Source organism: Devosia sp. (assembly GCF_039927955.1).
Taxonomy (GTDB): domain Bacteria; phylum Pseudomonadota; class Alphaproteobacteria; order Rhizobiales; family Devosiaceae; genus Devosia.
The window spans coordinates 1-14,713 of sequence record NZ_JBDSUA010000038.1 but is presented as its reverse complement, the minus strand read 5'-3'; the positions used below and the strand labels follow the sequence as shown (position 1 = coordinate 14,713).

Below are 14,713 nucleotides of genomic sequence, written 5' to 3'. Positions count from 1 at the left end.
GTCATTCAGTCGGCACGGGATATTGGCTATTGCAGCGCTGCGCAGCCGCGTGCCTGTTAATCTATCCCACGGAATATCCTGATGAACCCCGTTTCCGGCGCTGGCCTGCTGTTTGATATCGATGGCACGCTGATTGACAGCGATGCGCTGCATCTGAAGGCCTTCAACATCCTGCTCGAGCCCTATGGGCACCATTTCGACAAGGTGCGGTTCACTGCCGAATTGCAGGGATTTTCCAATCTTTCCATTGGCCAACGCTTCCTAAACGGCGAGCCGGCGGAACGTCAGGCTGAAATCCTGCGTGGCAAGGAAGCGCTGTTTCGTGATCTGGCGACGGGAGCGCTGGAGCCGGTCCATGGCCTGATGGCGCTGCTCGATGCGGCCGATGTCGCCGGCCTGCCAATGATCGCTGTCACCAATGCGCCGCGCCTCAACGCCGAAATGATGCTGGGCGCGGTCGGCATTACCCGCCGCTTCAAGGGCCTGATCATCGGCGAGGAGCTCACCCATGGCAAACCTCATCCGCTGCCCTATCTGGAAGGCCTGCGCCAGCTCGGCGCCGATCCGCGCTATTGCGTGGCCTTCGAAGACTCCCGCACCGGCATCGCCTCAGCTGTCGCGGCGGGTCTGGATACAATCGGGATGATGAGCAGCCTGAGCACGGATCAAGTTATAGACGCTGGGGCTATTCTCGCCTCTGCAGATTTCGCCGATCCGGCTCTGCTGGCGTTTATCGACCGCAAGGTTTCTGGGCGCTAACCCCTCATCCGCTCCCCTAAGCCACAACCTTCCGCGCCTTGAGCAGAATGCTGGTATCGGTGTTGGCAATGCCGTCGATCTGGCGGATCTTGCGCAGCAATTCATCGAACGCGCCGACATTGGGCGCTTCAAGTTCGGCGACGAAATCCCATTTGCCATTGGTGCCGTGCAGATGGCGCACTTCGGGAAGCCCCATCAGCCGTTTCATCACCGCCTCTTCGTGCTTGCCATCCACCTGCACCATGGTGATGGCCCGCACGCCGTGATTGTCGTTCTCCGACAGAACGGCGGTGAAGCCCGAAATCACCCCGCTCGATACCAGCCGGTCGATGCGTGACTTGGCGGTGGCGCGCGAGATCTTGAGCGTTATGGCGAGGTTAGCCACCGCCATGCGCGCATCGGTGCGCAACAGCGCCACCAGCCTTTGATCCAGTTCATCCAGCATGGCTTCGCCTTTCGCTCAATTTGATTGACCAGACTGCGCAAGTGATAGCGCAAATCTGTCATTATTCGTGCTTTTCGTCCATGCGGGCTTACCCCATGATGGAGCTCTTTCAATGCCGGTTCGCCGGACCGCGCAGGAATTTGCCCCATGTCCACTGAGCTTTCGCCGAACCCGATCCGTGGCCTTGACCTGATCGGCATTCCCACCGATGCAGGCGCATCGCGCCGTGGCGCCGGCATGGGTCCGGAGGCACTGCGCGTCGCCGGACTGATCGAAACGCTCACCGAACTCGGCCATGACGTGCGCGACCTCGGTGACATTCGCATCGCGCAGCGGGTGGATGCGCATCTGCGCCTGCCCGCCGCCCGCCAGACCGAAGTTTTGGCCCTGGCTGCGCGAAGCAGCGACATGGCACTGGCCTCGCTGCAAGCAGGCCGCCTGCCGGTCTTCCTCGGCGGCGACCACAGCATCTCCATGGGCACCATTGCCGGCGTTGCCCGCCATTGTGCCGCGATTGGCAAACCGCTGTTCGTGCTGTGGGTCGATGCCCATGGCGATTTCAACACGCCGCTGACCTCGCCCACGGGCAATCTGCATGGCATGCCGCTGGCTCTGCTTTGCGGCGAACCCGATTTTGGTCCTGCCTATCAGGGCGATTGGCGCGGCAATGTCGACCCGCGCAACGTCACCATCTTTGGCGCCCGCTCCATTGATCGCTTCGAGCGGCAATTGCTGGAGACGCGCGGCGTCGATGTGATGGACATGCGTCGCATCGACGAAATGGGCGCTGTCGCCTTGATGCGTGAGCTGATCGAAAAGGTGCAAGCCATTGATGGGCATCTGCATGTCAGCTTTGACGCCGACTCGCTCGATCCCTCGATTGCCCCTGGCACCGGCACGCCGGTTGCGGGCGGCCTGACCTATCGCGAGGCGCATCTGGCGCTTGAGATGTTGCACGACGCTGGCTGCATCGGCTCGCTCGACCTGGTCGAGGTGAACCCCTATCTCGACCAGAACGGCTGCACCGCCCGGCTGATCGTCGATCTGGCAGCCAGCTTGTTTGGCCGCCAGATCATGCCGCGCCGCACTGGCGCCTAGCCCCGTTGCCAGCATTGCCGGTCTATTCGGCCATGGCGTGGGCTGGATCGACCTTGACCGGGCCCTTGGCTGGCCGCAGCAGCAGGACGATCGGCAGCGACAGGAACGTCACGATCATCATCAGCTTGAAGTCATCGAGGAAGGCCAGCATCGCCGCCTGCTGGCTGATCAATCCGCTGATCGAACTGGCGATATTGGCGAACCCGCCATTGGCGCTGGCGAAATCGCGCAGTGGCGCGGAGTCGAGAGTAATGCGGTCGGTCAGCTCGGCGTAGTTGACCATCTGCATCTGAGCCAGAACCGTGGTGACGATGGAAATGCCCACGCCCTGCCCGACATTGCGGATCAGGCTGAACATCGCCGTGGCATCGACCCGGTATTTGGACGAAATCGTCGCAAAGGCCAAGGAATTGAGCGGCACGAACACGAAGCCCATGCCGATGCCCTGGATCAGGCCGGAAACGATGATTGGCGTTGTGCTCATGACGATGTCGAACTCGGTCATCATATAGAGCGAGTACCCCATCAGCAGCGTGCCGAAGATAATGAGGATGCGCGAGTCGAGGACGCCAACCAGCCGCCCGACGATGATCATCGACACCATGGTGCCGATACCGCGTGGTCCCATCAGGATACCGGTTTCGATCACCGGAAAACCCATCAGGTTCTGCAGCATGGGGGGCAGCAGTGCGAGACCGGAAAACAGCGTGATGCCGGTGGCAAAGATCAGCACCAGGCCGGTGACCAGATTGCGGTCCTTGAACATGCCCATGTCCATGAACGGGTTGCCGGCAGTCAGGCAGTGGACGATGAACACCCACAGGCCCGAAATCGCCAGACCCAGATACAGCCAGATTTCGGGCGATTCGAACCAGCCAAGACCCTGACCGCGGTCGAGCAGCATCTGCGTCGATGCCACAGCCAGCGCCAGCATGCCAAAGCCGAAGAAATCGAACTTTCGGATCTTGATGATCGAAGACGGCATCAACGAAAACAGCATGAAGAATGCCACGATGCCCACGGGCAGATTGACGATGAACACGGCGCGCCAGCTGAAGGTCTCGGTAAGCCAGCCACCTAGGGTTGGCCCGATGATTGGTCCGAACATGATGCCGGCGCCGAACAGCGCCATGGCCTGACCCAGCTTTTCGCGGGGGTTGATGTCCATCATCGTGGCCTGGGCCAGCGGCACCAGCATGGCGCCACAAACGCCCTGCATGATGCGGAACAGCACCATCTGCACCAGATTGCCGGCCACGCCGCACAGCAGCGATGCGCTGGTGAAACCAACCACCGCGAACAGCAGCAGGTTGCGCCGGCCGAAGCGGTCCGCGAACCAGCCGGTCAATGGCGTGGCGATAGCGGCGGCCACGATATAGGAGGTCAGCACCCAGTTGATTTCGTCCTGGGAGGCGCCAAGGGAGGCGCGCATGGCGGGCAGCGCCACGTTGGCGATGGTGGTATCAAGCACCTGCATGATCACCGCCACCATGATAGCGGCGGTCAGCAAGCCCTTGTTCTTCACAAAAACGGCAGGTGCGGAAATGGTTGGGGCGGCGGCCATGCGTTGATGCCTTTAGTTTAGCGTCATCACGGCGCTTTTAGTTGGGTACGAAGGCCTCCACGCCCACCGTGTCACCCCGGCGAAGGCCGGGACCTATCCTGAAATCTCAAGATGGATCCCGGCCTTCGCCGGGATGACACCGAGTGGAGCGCAAAATCGTGCGTCGCCTTAGGACTTGGCGCCGAACATCTTTTCGTAGGTGGTCTTGCCGGTATCGACAGCCACCATGGCACTCATGCCGGAGCGAAGCGCCGCGGCCTGCGTGGGATCGTCGAGCTTGACCCGAACGGTGAGGCGCTGGGTGACCTTCACCCAGTTGCCAGTGGCGTTCTGGGCCGGGATCAGGGAAAACTGCGAACCAGTTGCGGCGCCGATGCTGTCGACCTTGCCTTCGAGCTTGAGGCCCGGATAGGCGTCGACCGTCACTTCGACCGGCAGGCCATTCTTGAGGCCGTCGAGCTGGGTTTCCTTGAAATTGGCATCCACCCAGACGTCGTCCGATTTGATCAGGCTGGCCATGGTGGTGCCGGTAGCGACGAACTGACCGACATTGAGGTTCGCCATCTGGCTGACTATGCCGGCGGCCGGAGCCACCACTGCGGTCTTGTCCAGATTGCGCTGGGCGCTGTCGCGCAGTGCGGTCGCTGTCTGCACCGCTGGAACATCATCAGCAGAGATATCGGGGTTGCCGGCAAGCGCAGCAGAGGCTGCCGCCAGTTCCTGCTTGGCCAGGGTCACGCCAGAAGTGGCGGTCTGCAGCGACAGGGTCACATCATCAAGCGCCGAGGAGGCAGAATTGCCCTGATCGACCGAAACCTTCTTGCGATCATATTCCTTCTGGCGCAGGCCCAGGGTCAGGTTGGCGGCTTCGAGCTTGGCTTGCGCGGTGGCATAGGACACGCGCAGCTGCTCGACGTTGACGCGCGCAGCGGCAAGGCCAGCCTCGGCCTGATCGAGCGCGATCTGGTACGGGGTCGGATCGATGCGGAACAGCACGTCGCCGGCCTTGATCGACTGGTTTTCGTGGACATCGACTTCGGTCACGCGCCCGGCAACGTCTGCCGACAGTGAAACCTTGACCTGCTGCACATAGGCATTGTCGGTATCAACAAAACGGCCGCCATTGAGCCAGAAATAACCGCCGCCAGCGGCCAGCGCCACCGGCACTGCCAGCATCACGATCAAACGCGTGGGGCCGCGCTTCTTTTTTGCCGATGCTGCCGGGGCGGCAACGGCTTCAGCCTGCGCCGCAGGAACGACATGTGGTGCCGGAGCAACCACCGGCTCGGCATTGACTTCGGCGGTCTTTTTCATCGGAGCGTTCATCTTGAAATGTCCTATTGCCGGTCCGGACCGGCTAAATTGTCGGAAATTCTGTTCAGGGTAGCGAGCGTGGCGGCGACGTCGGCCTCGGAAATACCTTCGATCGCCTTGGCATAGACGCCGCGGCCGACTTCGCGCATTTTTGCAACTTCGGCCTGCGCCAGCGGGGTGGCATGGACCACCTTGGCGCGGCTGTCTTTCGGGTTCGGCGAGCGCACGGCCAGGCCACGCGCTTCCAGCCGGTCCAGAATGCCACTGATGGTCATGGCATCGGCATCGACCATTGCCGGCAGGGCCGACTGCGCAATACCCTCAGATGACGATAGATGCGCCAGCACCTTCCACTGCGGAATGGTCAGCTCGAAATCCTTGGCTTCTTCCTGCACCCGGCGACGGAAATGCTTGCTCACATTGGCGATTACGTAGAGCAGCGGCGCCAGCTCAGCCAGCTTGTGCTGGTTCTGGGATGGCTCACAGCCGGGGGCTGCAGCAGTTTCAACCTTGGCGAAGGACTCGAGTTCGATTTTCATAAGCGCACATATAATAAGTGTACTTAGGAAGTCAACGCGATCGCGGCATGCATGGTTTGCAAAAGGTGCATATGTCGGAAATTTCGGCCGCTCAGGCGCTCGCCACGCGATCCCAGATCTGTCGCGCCAGATCGCGCAGCAGCTGCGATTCCGCCCAGCGATCGGTCGTGTCCTCGCCGTTGCGGTCGGTGATCGCGTAGGGCCTTGGCCCCAGTTCACAGGTGAACGACAGCGTGTCGTCAGCCGCTGCCCGGCCGCGCCAACTGCGGAAGCCGTATTCCCACCACGCCGCAAACTGATCGACCCAGGGCCGATGTTGCGGAAACGACAGTTCGACCTGGATTTGCTCCGATGATGCCACCCGGCCGTGAAACGCCCAGGCGTGATCGAGAATGGTTTTGATCTGCGCATCGCTTTGCGCCGAAACCGGCAGTCCGATCTCGCGCCCCACCACATAATGCGACACATCGGCCAGGAGGCGTACGTCCTTGACCGCGTCGAGCAGTGCGAGGGTAAAGAACAGATCGTTGGTCAACCGGTCGCGGTGGGTCTCGATATAGACGGGGAAGTCCACCTGCTCCATCAGCCGCTGCCAGCCCTCGACGATGCGCGCCGCCTCCTTGAGATCACCGGTCCGCACGTTGGGCTGCATATTGAGGTGATGCACCCTGAACTCCGCGGCGATCTCCAGCACCGGCTTCAGCGCATCGATACTGTCCGGAAAGCAGGTGCCCTCTGCCACCATGCCCGTGCCGGCCAGACACGCAGTGATGTCCCGGGCCTGCGCGCGCTCGAACCACAAGGCGCTGACTCCATCGAAACCCGCAGCATGAATGGCCGCTATGCTGGCCTCCAGATCGGTGGGCACCGGTTGCCCGCCCCGATGCCGTTCCATCGACCACATTGATTGCAGCACCAGCAGTTTTTGCATTGTTTGACCCTCAACCGGCTCATAGCGCGATTCCGGTCCGGCAAACAAAAAGGCCACCCCGAAGGGCGGCCGGTTTTCGTGTCACTTTTGAAGGCGACTGGTGCGGTCGAGAAGACTCGAACTTCCACGTCTTGCGACACAGCGACCTCAACGCTGCGCGTCTACCAATTCCGCCACGACCGCACGCCATGGTAGAGCTTTGCCCTGAGGCGAAGCGTGCCAGCATGTAGCAAAGGTCTTTGGATACCTCAAGCGGTTATATCGGTTTTGCGAGGCCAGATTGCACGATGCCGGTTTCCGGCAAAAGCCTCAGCTGCGCCGGAAAATCTTTTCGGAAATCAGAATCTTGAGATAGCCGTCATCGACGCTGACTTCGCCATGGGCAACCAGGGTATTGTTGGCATAGATGCGCAGCGGATCGTTCTCGGTGGTGTCGAGTTCGATCACGGCACCGCGGCCCATGCGCAGCAAATGGTGGACCGGCATCGTCGTCGCGCCAAGCTCGACGGTGATATCCACTTCAATATTCTCTAATGTGTTCATAGATAGGTGTCTGCAACCTCGAACCGCTGGTGCATGGTGCGCCCACGGAATCTCTTCAAGGTAATCCTTCAGCAATTATGGTTATCGAAGCGTTAACAGCCACGCCGAATGCCTGCGCCGCGCCGGGAAAACTGGCTCGCGCCGACTCGCGCCCGGTCGAATGGATCATTTCGGCATCACCGGTGCCCTACCCGGTGGCGCTGGAGGCAATGAAAGCCCGCGCCGCTGCCATCGCCGCCGGTACTGCCGGCGAGGCAATCTGGCTGGTCGAACATCCACCGCTTTACACTGCCGGCACCTCGGCGGTCCCAGCCGATCTGCTGTCGGACCGCTTCCCGGTCTACGATGCGGGTCGCGGCGGCCAATATACCTATCACGGCCCCGGCCAGCGCGTGGCCTATGTCATGCTCGACCTGCGCGAGCGCGGCCGCGATATCCGCTGCCTCGTGCAGGGCCTCGAAGGCTGGGTCATCGACACCCTGGGCGCCTTCAATGTGCGCGGGGAACGCCGCGACGGGCGGATTGGCGTCTGGGTGCAACGTCCTGACAAGGGCATCGGCCGTGAGGACAAGATCGCCGCCATCGGCGTGCGCGTCTCCAAATGGGTGACGTTCCACGGCATTTCGCTCAACGTTTCGCCGGACCTCGGCCATTATGATGGCATTGTCCCCTGCGGCATCAGCGATCAGGGCGTCACCAGCTTTGAGGACCTTGGGCAACTGGTATCGATGCCCGAAGTCGATAGCGCCCTGCGGCAGGCCTTCGTGGCGCGATTTGGCCCCGTGGCGAGCGCAGATGAGGGAGGCCTTGTCAGCACTGGCTGATTTGGCCATTTCCGGTTAAATGGAACCGACAAAGGAGCAGACCATGACCCTCGATGATCTGAAACGCCTGTTTACGCGGCAAACCCTGTTCCGGCTCGATTCGATCCTGTCGCCCAAACTGGTGCCGATCCTGCATGCGCTGGGCCTCGGCGCCATTCTGCTCTGGGCGGTCAGCCACCTGTTCTGGTCGTTCGGCTTCGGTTTCGGCAATGGCATCTGGGGCCTGTTCGAAATCATCATCTTCGGCCTGTTGTCGTGGGTCAGCCTGCGCATCGCCTGCGAAGTGCTGCTGGTGTTCTTCAAGGCCCACGAATCGACCGGCGAGACGGTCAACCGCTCGCGCTATTCCACCTCGCTGCTCGATGAAGTGCGCGAGGCCATCCGCGATCTGGCCGAGCACGGCGAGGCCGACTACGCCGAGGCGGACGAATACATCACTCCGGCGACTGAACCAGCGCCCCACATCCCCCAGCCGGCCACCGAGATCGGCGAAGCCTTCAAGCCGAAGCGCACCGCCAAGCGCACGCCGCCAACGCCCAAAGATGTGACGTAAAATTACCTTCCTCCCTTCTCCCCTTGAGGGAGAAGGTGCCCGAAGGGCGGATGAGGGGTCGCTTGCTGCCTTGCGTTCGCGGCGGCAACCCCTCACCCTGAACTTCTGCTGAACGCGGAAAATCTGTTCCTCTCCCGCAAGGGGAGAGGGTAAGCAAGCCTTACTTCTTGTTGATGCTCCAGGCCCCTGGGCCCGCAAACACCAGGTACAGAAACACAAAGCAGAACATGATTGCCGCATCGCCGCCGTTCAGCGCCGGGAACAGGCTGCCGGGGGCATGCGCCATCCAATAGGCGACCGCCATTTCGCCAGCAGCAATAAAGGCTGCCGGACGGGTGAAGAAACCGACCAGGATCAGCAGACCGGCGACGATTTCGATAATGCCGGCCAGGCCGAACAGGCTCATCAGCGGCGGAGTCATGTCGCTGGCGGGGAAGCCGATGATTTTTTGCGTGCCGTGCAGCACAAACAGCAGAGCGACGACAATTCGCAACACGGCCAGGGCCTGCGGCGCATAAGGGGAGAGGCGGTCGAACATGACGTTTCCTTCGATTATGGCTGCGCCACAGTTGGCCCAGCGATGAACACCGATCCATAACTTGAGTGCACCGGTATAGAAAAGTGAAACATCGGTAACGCAGCGTTCGCTGCGAGCGACCGCACACAACTCGGCGTGATCGGCGCTTGCCACACGCCAGCCCCGCGCCCAGTTCACGGCCGCTGCATTGCGCAATGGCGCGGTTTTCTGTATGACGCGCCCACAGTTACGAAAAGAGACTATTGGAATATGACGCAAGCGCCAAAAATTGGCCTGGTCAGCCTTGGCTGCCCGAAAGCCCTGGTCGACAGCGAACGCATCATGACCACCCTGCGCGCGCAGGGCTATTCGTTCAGCCGCGATTACGCGGGCGCCGATATCGTTCTGGTCAATACCTGCGGCTTCCTCGATAGCGCCAAGCGGGAAAGCCTTGAGGCCATCGGCGAAGCGCTCAACGAAAACGGCCGCGTCATCGTCACCGGTTGCCTTGGCGTCGAAGAAGAGATGATCCGCGCCGCCCACCCGTCAGTGCTGGCGATTTCCGGGCCGCATCAGTACGAAAACGTCGTCAATGCGGTACACGAGCATCTGCCGCCGGTGCCGAACAAGTTTCTCGATCTGGTGCCGGAACAGGGCCTCAAGCTCACCCCGCGCCACTATGCGTATCTGAAGATTTCCGAAGGCTGCAACAATCGCTGCTCGTTCTGCATCATCCCGCAGATCCGCGGCGATCTGGCCTCGCGCCCCGCCGCCGGCATTCTGGGTGAGGCCGAGGGCCTGATCCGGGGTGGCGTCAAGGAGCTGCTGGTGATTTCGCAGGATACCAGCGCCTATGGCGTCGATATCAAATATGCCGAAAGCAATTATCGCGGCCGTCCAGTCAAGGCCAAGTTCTATGATCTGGCCAAGGAACTGGGCCAGCTCGGCGCCTGGGTGCGCCTGCACTATGTATACCCCTACCCCCATGTCGACGCGATCATGGAACTGATGGCCGAGGGCCTGGTGCTGCCATACCTCGACATTCCGTTTCAGCACGCTTCGCCAAAGATCCTGAAGGCCATGCGCCGCCCGGCGCATCAGGACAAGACGCTGAACCGCATCCTGAACTGGAAGTCTCAGGTTCCCGACCTAACCGTTCGCTCCAACTTCATCGTCGGCTTCCCCGGAGAAACCGAGGAAGATTTCGAGATGATGCTCGACTTCATCGAGGAAGCCGAAATCGACCGCGCCGGCTGTTTCAAATATGAGCCCGTCACCGGCGCGCCGGCCAATGAACTCGCCGACGTCGTGCCTGATGAGGTGGCGCAGGACCGGTTCGAGCGCCTGATGGAAGTGGCGCAGAACGTCTCCACCGGCCAGTTGGCCAAGAAGGTTGGCCGCACCATCGACGTGCTGGTCGACGACGTCGACCCGGATAATAACCGCGTCATCGCCCGCTCGAAGTGGGATGCGCCCGACATCGACGGACAGGTGATCGTCGCCAATGCCGCCGGCATCAAGATCGGCGATCTGGTCTCGGTCAAAGTCACCGGCAGCGACGAATATGACCTGTTTGCCGAACCGGCCAAGGCACTGAACTGAGAGACAGTTCAGGCGGTTAGCGGCAAGAACGTACACATCGAATCAGGACGCCGCCCATTGGGCGGCGTTGGTGTTTTACGTGCTCGACTCCTGCGTATCGGTGCTACACCGACAGCAACCAATCGAGGCAATCAGTGACCACCGCATATCTCGTCCAGGCTTTCACCCAGAAGGGCGCAAAGCTCGTCGCCGATGTCGTCAAGCCCTGCAAAACCGAACAGTCGGCCATTGCCACCGCCGAGCGCCTCGCCCCGATCCGCGCCGGCGTCGTCGCCTTTTCGCAGGAAGTCGATATCGAAACCGACACCTATGACGAGCCGCGGGTTATCCTGCGCATCGGCAAACTGCCGCCCGGCCTGTTCGAGTAATCGACGTCGACTGGGGCAGACCCTACCGCCCCGACAGCTTCATCATATATTCGGGATACCGTTCGCCCTGCACGGTGATCGCCGCCGACCCAACCTCGATCTCCGCGAGATCGTCCATTGTCAGCTCCAATTGCAGCGCGCCGAGGTTCTCCTCAAGCCGGTGCAGTTTTCGCGTTCCGAACAGCGGCACGATCCACGGCTTCCGGGCCAAAATCCACGCCAATGCCACCTGGGCCGGCGATGCGCCATGGCGCTCGCCGACGCGACGGATCATCTCGACCAATGCCAGATTGGCCTCACGGGCTTCGGGTGCGAAGCGCGGGATCTTGCTGCGGAAGTCGGTGCTGTCCAAAGTGGTGTTGACGTCGATCTTGCCGGTCAGAAAACCCTTGCCCAGCGGGCTGAACGGCACGAAGCCAATGCCGAGTTCCTCCAAAACCGGCAGGATTTCTGCCTCCGGTTCGCGGGTCCACAGCGAATACTCGCTCTGCAGCACCGAAACCGGATACTCGGCGTGAGCGCGGCGGATTGACCCCGCACCCGCTTCCGACAGGCCGAAATATCGCGCCTTCCCCTGCCCGATCAGGTCCTTGACCGTCCCGGCGACGTCTTCCATCGGCACGTCGGGATCGACGCGGTGCTGATAGAGCAGATCGATGGTCTCGATATTGAGGCGCTTCAGCATGCCATCGACGGCGCGGCGGATCTGCTCGGGCCGGCTATTGACCTTGCCGCTGCTCACACCGGTTTCCGCATCGATGTCCCAGCCGAATTTGGTGGCCACGACAACTTGATCGCGGATCGGCGCGATGGCCTCGCCGACCATGATCTCGTTGGCGAACGGACCATAGGCCTCGGCAGTATCGAACAGCGTTACCCCGCGTTCGGCCGCGTCACGGATCAACTGGATCATGTCGGCGCGATCGCTGATCTGCTTTGCGTCGCCGCCATAGCCCATGCAGCCAAGCGCAAGCGCGGACACTTCAAGGCCGCTGGTTCCGAGTTTTCGTTTCAGCATGGCAAATTCCTCTCGCGCCGGTCAGGCGCCGTATTGCTCGTCAGTGACGTGTTCCATCCACTCAACGACTTTGCCGTCCAGCGCCTCCTGAATGGCGATGTGGACCATGGCGTTGTTCGGCGACGCGCCATGCCAGTGCTTTTCGCCGGGTGCGAACCGCACCACATCGCCGGGACGGATTTCCTCGATGGGGCCGTCGAGGCGCTGAACCAGCCCAAGTCCCGACTGCACGATCAGGATTTGACCCAGGGGATGGGTGTGCCAGGCGGTGCGGGCGCCCGGCTCGAAGGTCACGGTATTGCCGGCCGCGCCAGCCGGCGGCTCCACGCCGAACAGTGGATCGATCCGCACGGTGCCGGTGAACCAGTCTGCGGGGCCTTTGCCCGAGGGTAGCGATCCAGCGCGGGTGATATGCATGGCGATCTCCGGTCGTTTTCAGGCAGGAGTTGTATGCCGCTTCCAATCCAAGAAATAGTCACTGCTGTCGATGTCGGCCGCCGCCAATCCTTGCTGGCGTTTTCACTGTTGGTCGGGGCGTTGCCTCAGCTCTGCCAGCTCTTGAGCCCCAGCAGCTTCTCGCCCAGCGAGGTCAACACCGCCGTCGTCGCGTTGTGCTTTTCCCACTCGCGCGGATCGCCGGGGAACGCATCGCGCTTCGGAGAGTCCAGTTCGCGCCACAGCCGCACGCGCTCGGTGCGATCCACCAGATCGTCCTCGGCGGCCGGATACATCGAGATGTACTGCGCCATGCGCACCCGGTCCTTGGAGTGGTTTGGCCGCACGCCATGGGCCAAAAGCGTGTTGAAGATCATCAGGTCGCCGGGGTTCATCTCGATATTGGTGATCGTCAAACCGGTGGTATCGGGATGCATCGGATCGCGATCGGCCGGCTGGGTCTTCACCCATTCGTCGAAATTATAGAACAGCTCCGGGATGCACTGGAAACCGCCGACATCGCCATCCTGCTTGACCAGGCTCAGCACGCCCTGCACGCCAATCGGCAGCGGGATCAGTGAGGTGTCGCTATCCCAGTGGATGAAGCCGTTGGGATTGCCATGAACCTTCTTGGGCACGTTGAGATTGGCGCGATCGATCGACACCCATAGCTCCTCCAAGTCCCAGATATCGACGAAGGCGTCATAGATGCGCTGTTCCATCCGGTTATCCCACAGCAACTGGTGGTTGTAGATTTCGACCATGCCGGTGCCGTTGAGTTCCTTCATGATGTGGTCGCGGCGCTGCGGCGCATACCAGGTGGTCTGGTCGCCGGGGTCTTTTTCGTCAAATTCCCAGAGCAAAGCCTTCAGCCGCTCGACATTTTCCTGAGGAACCGCATTTCGAACAATCACATAGCCCTTGGTCACCCAATGCTCCCAGTCGGCTGGGCTCAGCACCCGAAGCGGCAGCGTCTTGACGATATCCTTGAGCTGGGTGGTGACGATCTGCGTGGTCGGATGGCTGTCGCGCTTGGTTTCGGCCTGCATGGTACTCTCCCATTTGGTCCCCTCAGGGCTTGCTTGATGCCCCAAGCTAGACCGGCACCGCACGCGATGCTTGCCGTGGACTGGCAAGTATTGATACTATTCTGGCGTTAAGGCTGAGGTCAGCGCTGGATGAAGCCATTTCTGGAACGTCTTGCCGTCAAGGACGATGCCTCGTGGGCCATGCTCAACCGCCGCCTCGACGAGGGCATTCCGTTCCAGTGGCACCACCACCCGGAGTATGAACTGACCCTGACGCTCAACTCACGCGGCCAGCGCTTCATCGGCGATCACATCGGCCGCTATGACGATGGCGATCTGGTGCTGATCGGTCCCTACCTGCCCCACACCTGGCATTCGATCGAGCCGATCGATCCGGTTCAGCCGCATGTCGCGCTGGTGATGTGGTTTCTGCAGGATTGGGCAGATCGCCTCACCGGCAATTACGCCGAATTGCGCGCCGTCGGTGCGCTGCTGCAACGCGCCGCGACCGGACTGCAGTTCTCGCGCGAAACTGCCGCCGCCGCCCGTCCGCTGATCGAAGGCCTGTTCGAGCGGCCGCCGGTCGAGCGCTTCCTGCGGCTGGTGGCGGTGCTGACCATGCTGTCTGCCGACAAGGCTGCCACGCCACTCTCTGTCACGGTGCCCGATGCCACCAGCGCCAGCCCCGAGCGCAACCGCATCGATCGCGTGCTCGATCACATCCACCAGCATTTCGTCGAGCCGCTGAGCATTGCCACGCTGGCCGATATCGCCGCGCTCAGCCCGTCCGGCCTGCACCGCACCTTCCTGCGCCATACCAGCCAGAGCGTTTCGGCCTATCTGATCCGCCTGCGCATCGGCCGTGCCTGCGCCCTGCTCTCCTCCGGCGACCTGCCCATCGGCATCATCGCCGGCGATGTCGGCTACGACTCGCTGGCCAATTTCAATCGCCAGTTCAAGGCGCTGAAAGGCATTACGCCGCGGCAGTACCGGCGGAATTTTGTAAGCGCTGTCTCGTCTACCCACAGGGCGGCACCTCCCCTTTGATGGGGGGACTGTTCACTTTGGACTCAGTTTGAGATTTCGGTTGAAGAACAGGGCAAGTGTCACGTCGAGCATCTGAAGTGTTTTGGAGGCGCGTTTGGATCGGCGGGTGAACCGGGCCAGGTTGTCTC

At 61.5% G+C, this 14,713-nt stretch carries 17 protein-coding genes and 1 tRNA gene; 7 read left to right on the top strand and 11 right to left on the bottom strand.

All coding sequences use genetic code 11. The features are described from left to right. Positions 1-81: 81 nt before the first annotated feature. Positions 82-759 (top strand): HAD-IA family hydrolase, encoded by a 678-nt coding sequence (locus tag ABIT12_RS10760; RefSeq protein ID WP_348041843.1) that lies wholly within the window; start codon positions 82-84, stop codon positions 757-759. A 16-nt stretch (positions 760-775) separates the two neighbouring features. Here the strand turns inward: ABIT12_RS10760 and ABIT12_RS10755 are convergent, their stop codons facing one another. After that, positions 776-1,204, bottom strand: coding sequence for an Lrp/AsnC family transcriptional regulator (locus tag ABIT12_RS10755; RefSeq protein WP_348041842.1), 429 nt, complete (start codon positions 1,202-1,204; stop codon positions 776-778). A 147-nt stretch (positions 1,205-1,351) separates the two neighbouring features. Here ABIT12_RS10755 and rocF point away from each other — a divergent pair, with 147 nt between their 5' ends. Further along, positions 1,352-2,302 (top strand): arginase, encoded by a 951-nt coding sequence (rocF, locus tag ABIT12_RS10750; RefSeq protein ID WP_348041841.1) that lies wholly within the window; start codon positions 1,352-1,354, stop codon positions 2,300-2,302. A 22-nt stretch (positions 2,303-2,324) separates the two neighbouring features. Here rocF and ABIT12_RS10745 read toward each other — a convergent pair whose 3' ends face one another. From ABIT12_RS10745 to ABIT12_RS10720, 6 genes are all read right to left on the bottom strand, one after another. Continuing rightward, positions 2,325-3,866 (bottom strand): DHA2 family efflux MFS transporter permease subunit, encoded by a 1,542-nt coding sequence (locus ABIT12_RS10745; RefSeq protein WP_348041840.1) that lies wholly within the window; start codon positions 3,864-3,866, stop codon positions 2,325-2,327. Positions 3,867-4,034: 168 nt separating this feature from the next. Then, the gene (locus ABIT12_RS10740) at positions 4,035-5,180 is read right to left on the bottom strand and encodes an HlyD family secretion protein (RefSeq protein ID WP_348041839.1); all 1,146 of its coding nucleotides are present in this window, start codon (positions 5,178-5,180) and stop codon (positions 4,035-4,037) included. Positions 5,181-5,203: 23 nt separating this feature from the next. Then, positions 5,204-5,719, bottom strand: a complete 516-nt coding sequence (locus ABIT12_RS10735) for a MarR family winged helix-turn-helix transcriptional regulator (RefSeq protein ID WP_348041838.1) — start codon at positions 5,717-5,719, stop codon at positions 5,204-5,206. Positions 5,720-5,810: 91 nt separating this feature from the next. Then, entirely contained in the window at positions 5,811-6,650 is an 840-nt protein-coding gene (locus ABIT12_RS10730) for a sugar phosphate isomerase/epimerase (RefSeq protein WP_348041837.1), read from the bottom strand. Positions 6,651-6,748: 98 nt separating this feature from the next. Continuing rightward, positions 6,749-6,833: transfer RNA gene (locus tag ABIT12_RS10725), tRNA-Leu, on the bottom strand. A gap of 126 nt (positions 6,834-6,959) precedes the next feature. Then, positions 6,960-7,193, bottom strand: a complete 234-nt coding sequence (locus ABIT12_RS10720) for a FliM/FliN family flagellar motor switch protein (protein WP_348041836.1) — start codon at positions 7,191-7,193, stop codon at positions 6,960-6,962. Positions 7,194-7,270: 77 nt separating this feature from the next. On the opposite strand from ABIT12_RS10720, the gene lipB reads away from it, so the two are divergent. Together lipB and ABIT12_RS10710 are read left to right on the top strand one after the other, a co-directional pair. Next, positions 7,271-8,017, top strand: coding sequence for a lipoyl(octanoyl) transferase LipB (gene lipB / locus ABIT12_RS10715; RefSeq protein ID WP_348041835.1), 747 nt, complete (start codon positions 7,271-7,273; stop codon positions 8,015-8,017). A 43-nt stretch (positions 8,018-8,060) separates the two neighbouring features. Beyond that, positions 8,061-8,570, top strand: coding sequence for a DUF4282 domain-containing protein (locus ABIT12_RS10710; protein WP_348041834.1), 510 nt, complete (start codon positions 8,061-8,063; stop codon positions 8,568-8,570). Positions 8,571-8,730: 160 nt separating this feature from the next. Here the strand turns inward: ABIT12_RS10710 and ABIT12_RS10705 are convergent, their stop codons facing one another. After that, on the bottom strand, positions 8,731-9,108 hold the full coding sequence (locus ABIT12_RS10705; RefSeq protein ID WP_348041856.1) for a DoxX family protein: 378 nt from the start codon (positions 9,106-9,108) through the stop codon (positions 8,731-8,733). A 249-nt stretch (positions 9,109-9,357) separates the two neighbouring features. Between ABIT12_RS10705 and rimO the strand changes: the two genes are divergently transcribed. Together rimO and ABIT12_RS10695 are read left to right on the top strand one after the other, a co-directional pair. Further along, complete coding sequence (gene rimO, locus ABIT12_RS10700; RefSeq protein ID WP_348041833.1) at positions 9,358-10,689, top strand: 30S ribosomal protein S12 methylthiotransferase RimO; 1,332 nt, start codon at positions 9,358-9,360, stop codon at positions 10,687-10,689. Between the two features lie 134 nt (positions 10,690-10,823). Then, positions 10,824-11,057: a hypothetical protein gene (locus ABIT12_RS10695; RefSeq protein ID WP_348041832.1), complete on the top strand. Its 234-nt coding sequence runs from the start codon at positions 10,824-10,826 to the stop codon at positions 11,055-11,057. Positions 11,058-11,079: 22 nt separating this feature from the next. Here ABIT12_RS10695 and ABIT12_RS10690 read toward each other — a convergent pair whose 3' ends face one another. From ABIT12_RS10690 to ABIT12_RS10680, 3 genes are all read right to left on the bottom strand, one after another. Continuing rightward, entirely contained in the window at positions 11,080-12,075 is a 996-nt protein-coding gene (locus ABIT12_RS10690) for an aldo/keto reductase (protein WP_348041831.1), read from the bottom strand. Positions 12,076-12,096: 21 nt separating this feature from the next. Then, positions 12,097-12,492, bottom strand: coding sequence for a cupin domain-containing protein (locus ABIT12_RS10685; protein WP_348041830.1), 396 nt, complete (start codon positions 12,490-12,492; stop codon positions 12,097-12,099). A 125-nt stretch (positions 12,493-12,617) separates the two neighbouring features. Further along, positions 12,618-13,559 (bottom strand): phytanoyl-CoA dioxygenase family protein, encoded by a 942-nt coding sequence (locus tag ABIT12_RS10680; RefSeq protein ID WP_348041829.1) that lies wholly within the window; start codon positions 13,557-13,559, stop codon positions 12,618-12,620. A 129-nt stretch (positions 13,560-13,688) separates the two neighbouring features. Here ABIT12_RS10680 and ABIT12_RS10675 point away from each other — a divergent pair, with 129 nt between their 5' ends. Continuing rightward, positions 13,689-14,585 (top strand): AraC family transcriptional regulator, encoded by an 897-nt coding sequence (locus ABIT12_RS10675; protein ID WP_348041828.1) that lies wholly within the window; start codon positions 13,689-13,691, stop codon positions 14,583-14,585. The last annotated feature ends 128 nt before the right edge of the window (positions 14,586-14,713 follow it).

Excerpts from the sequence above, each read along its gene's own strand:
- ABIT12_RS10760 (WP_348041843.1), top strand. The coding sequence starts at position 82 with ATGAACCCCGTTTCCGGCGCTGGCCTGCTGTTTGATATCGATGGCACG.
- ABIT12_RS10755 (WP_348041842.1), bottom strand. The coding sequence starts at position 1,204 with ATGCTGGATGAACTGGATCAAAGGCTGGTGGCGCTGTTGCGCACCGAT.
- rocF (WP_348041841.1), top strand. The coding sequence starts at position 1,352 with ATGTCCACTGAGCTTTCGCCGAACCCGATCCGTGGCCTTGACCTGATC.
- ABIT12_RS10745 (WP_348041840.1), bottom strand. The coding sequence starts at position 3,866 with ATGGCCGCCGCCCCAACCATTTCCGCACCTGCCGTTTTTGTGAAGAAC.
- ABIT12_RS10740 (WP_348041839.1), bottom strand. The coding sequence starts at position 5,180 with ATGAAAAAGACCGCCGAAGTCAATGCCGAGCCGGTGGTTGCTCCGGCA.
- ABIT12_RS10735 (WP_348041838.1), bottom strand. The coding sequence starts at position 5,719 with ATGAAAATCGAACTCGAGTCCTTCGCCAAGGTTGAAACTGCTGCAGCC.
- ABIT12_RS10730 (WP_348041837.1), bottom strand. The coding sequence starts at position 6,650 with ATGCAAAAACTGCTGGTGCTGCAATCAATGTGGTCGATGGAACGGCAT.
- ABIT12_RS10720 (WP_348041836.1), bottom strand. The coding sequence starts at position 7,193 with ATGAACACATTAGAGAATATTGAAGTGGATATCACCGTCGAGCTTGGC.
- lipB (WP_348041835.1), top strand. The coding sequence starts at position 7,271 with ATGGTTATCGAAGCGTTAACAGCCACGCCGAATGCCTGCGCCGCGCCG.
- ABIT12_RS10710 (WP_348041834.1), top strand. The coding sequence starts at position 8,061 with ATGACCCTCGATGATCTGAAACGCCTGTTTACGCGGCAAACCCTGTTC.
- ABIT12_RS10705 (WP_348041856.1), bottom strand. The coding sequence starts at position 9,108 with ATGTTCGACCGCCTCTCCCCTTATGCGCCGCAGGCCCTGGCCGTGTTG.
- rimO (WP_348041833.1), top strand. The coding sequence starts at position 9,358 with ATGACGCAAGCGCCAAAAATTGGCCTGGTCAGCCTTGGCTGCCCGAAA.
- ABIT12_RS10690 (WP_348041831.1), bottom strand. The coding sequence starts at position 12,075 with ATGCTGAAACGAAAACTCGGAACCAGCGGCCTTGAAGTGTCCGCGCTT.
- ABIT12_RS10685 (WP_348041830.1), bottom strand. The coding sequence starts at position 12,492 with ATGCATATCACCCGCGCTGGATCGCTACCCTCGGGCAAAGGCCCCGCA.
- ABIT12_RS10680 (WP_348041829.1), bottom strand. The coding sequence starts at position 13,559 with ATGCAGGCCGAAACCAAGCGCGACAGCCATCCGACCACGCAGATCGTC.
- ABIT12_RS10675 (WP_348041828.1), top strand. The coding sequence starts at position 13,689 with ATGAAGCCATTTCTGGAACGTCTTGCCGTCAAGGACGATGCCTCGTGG.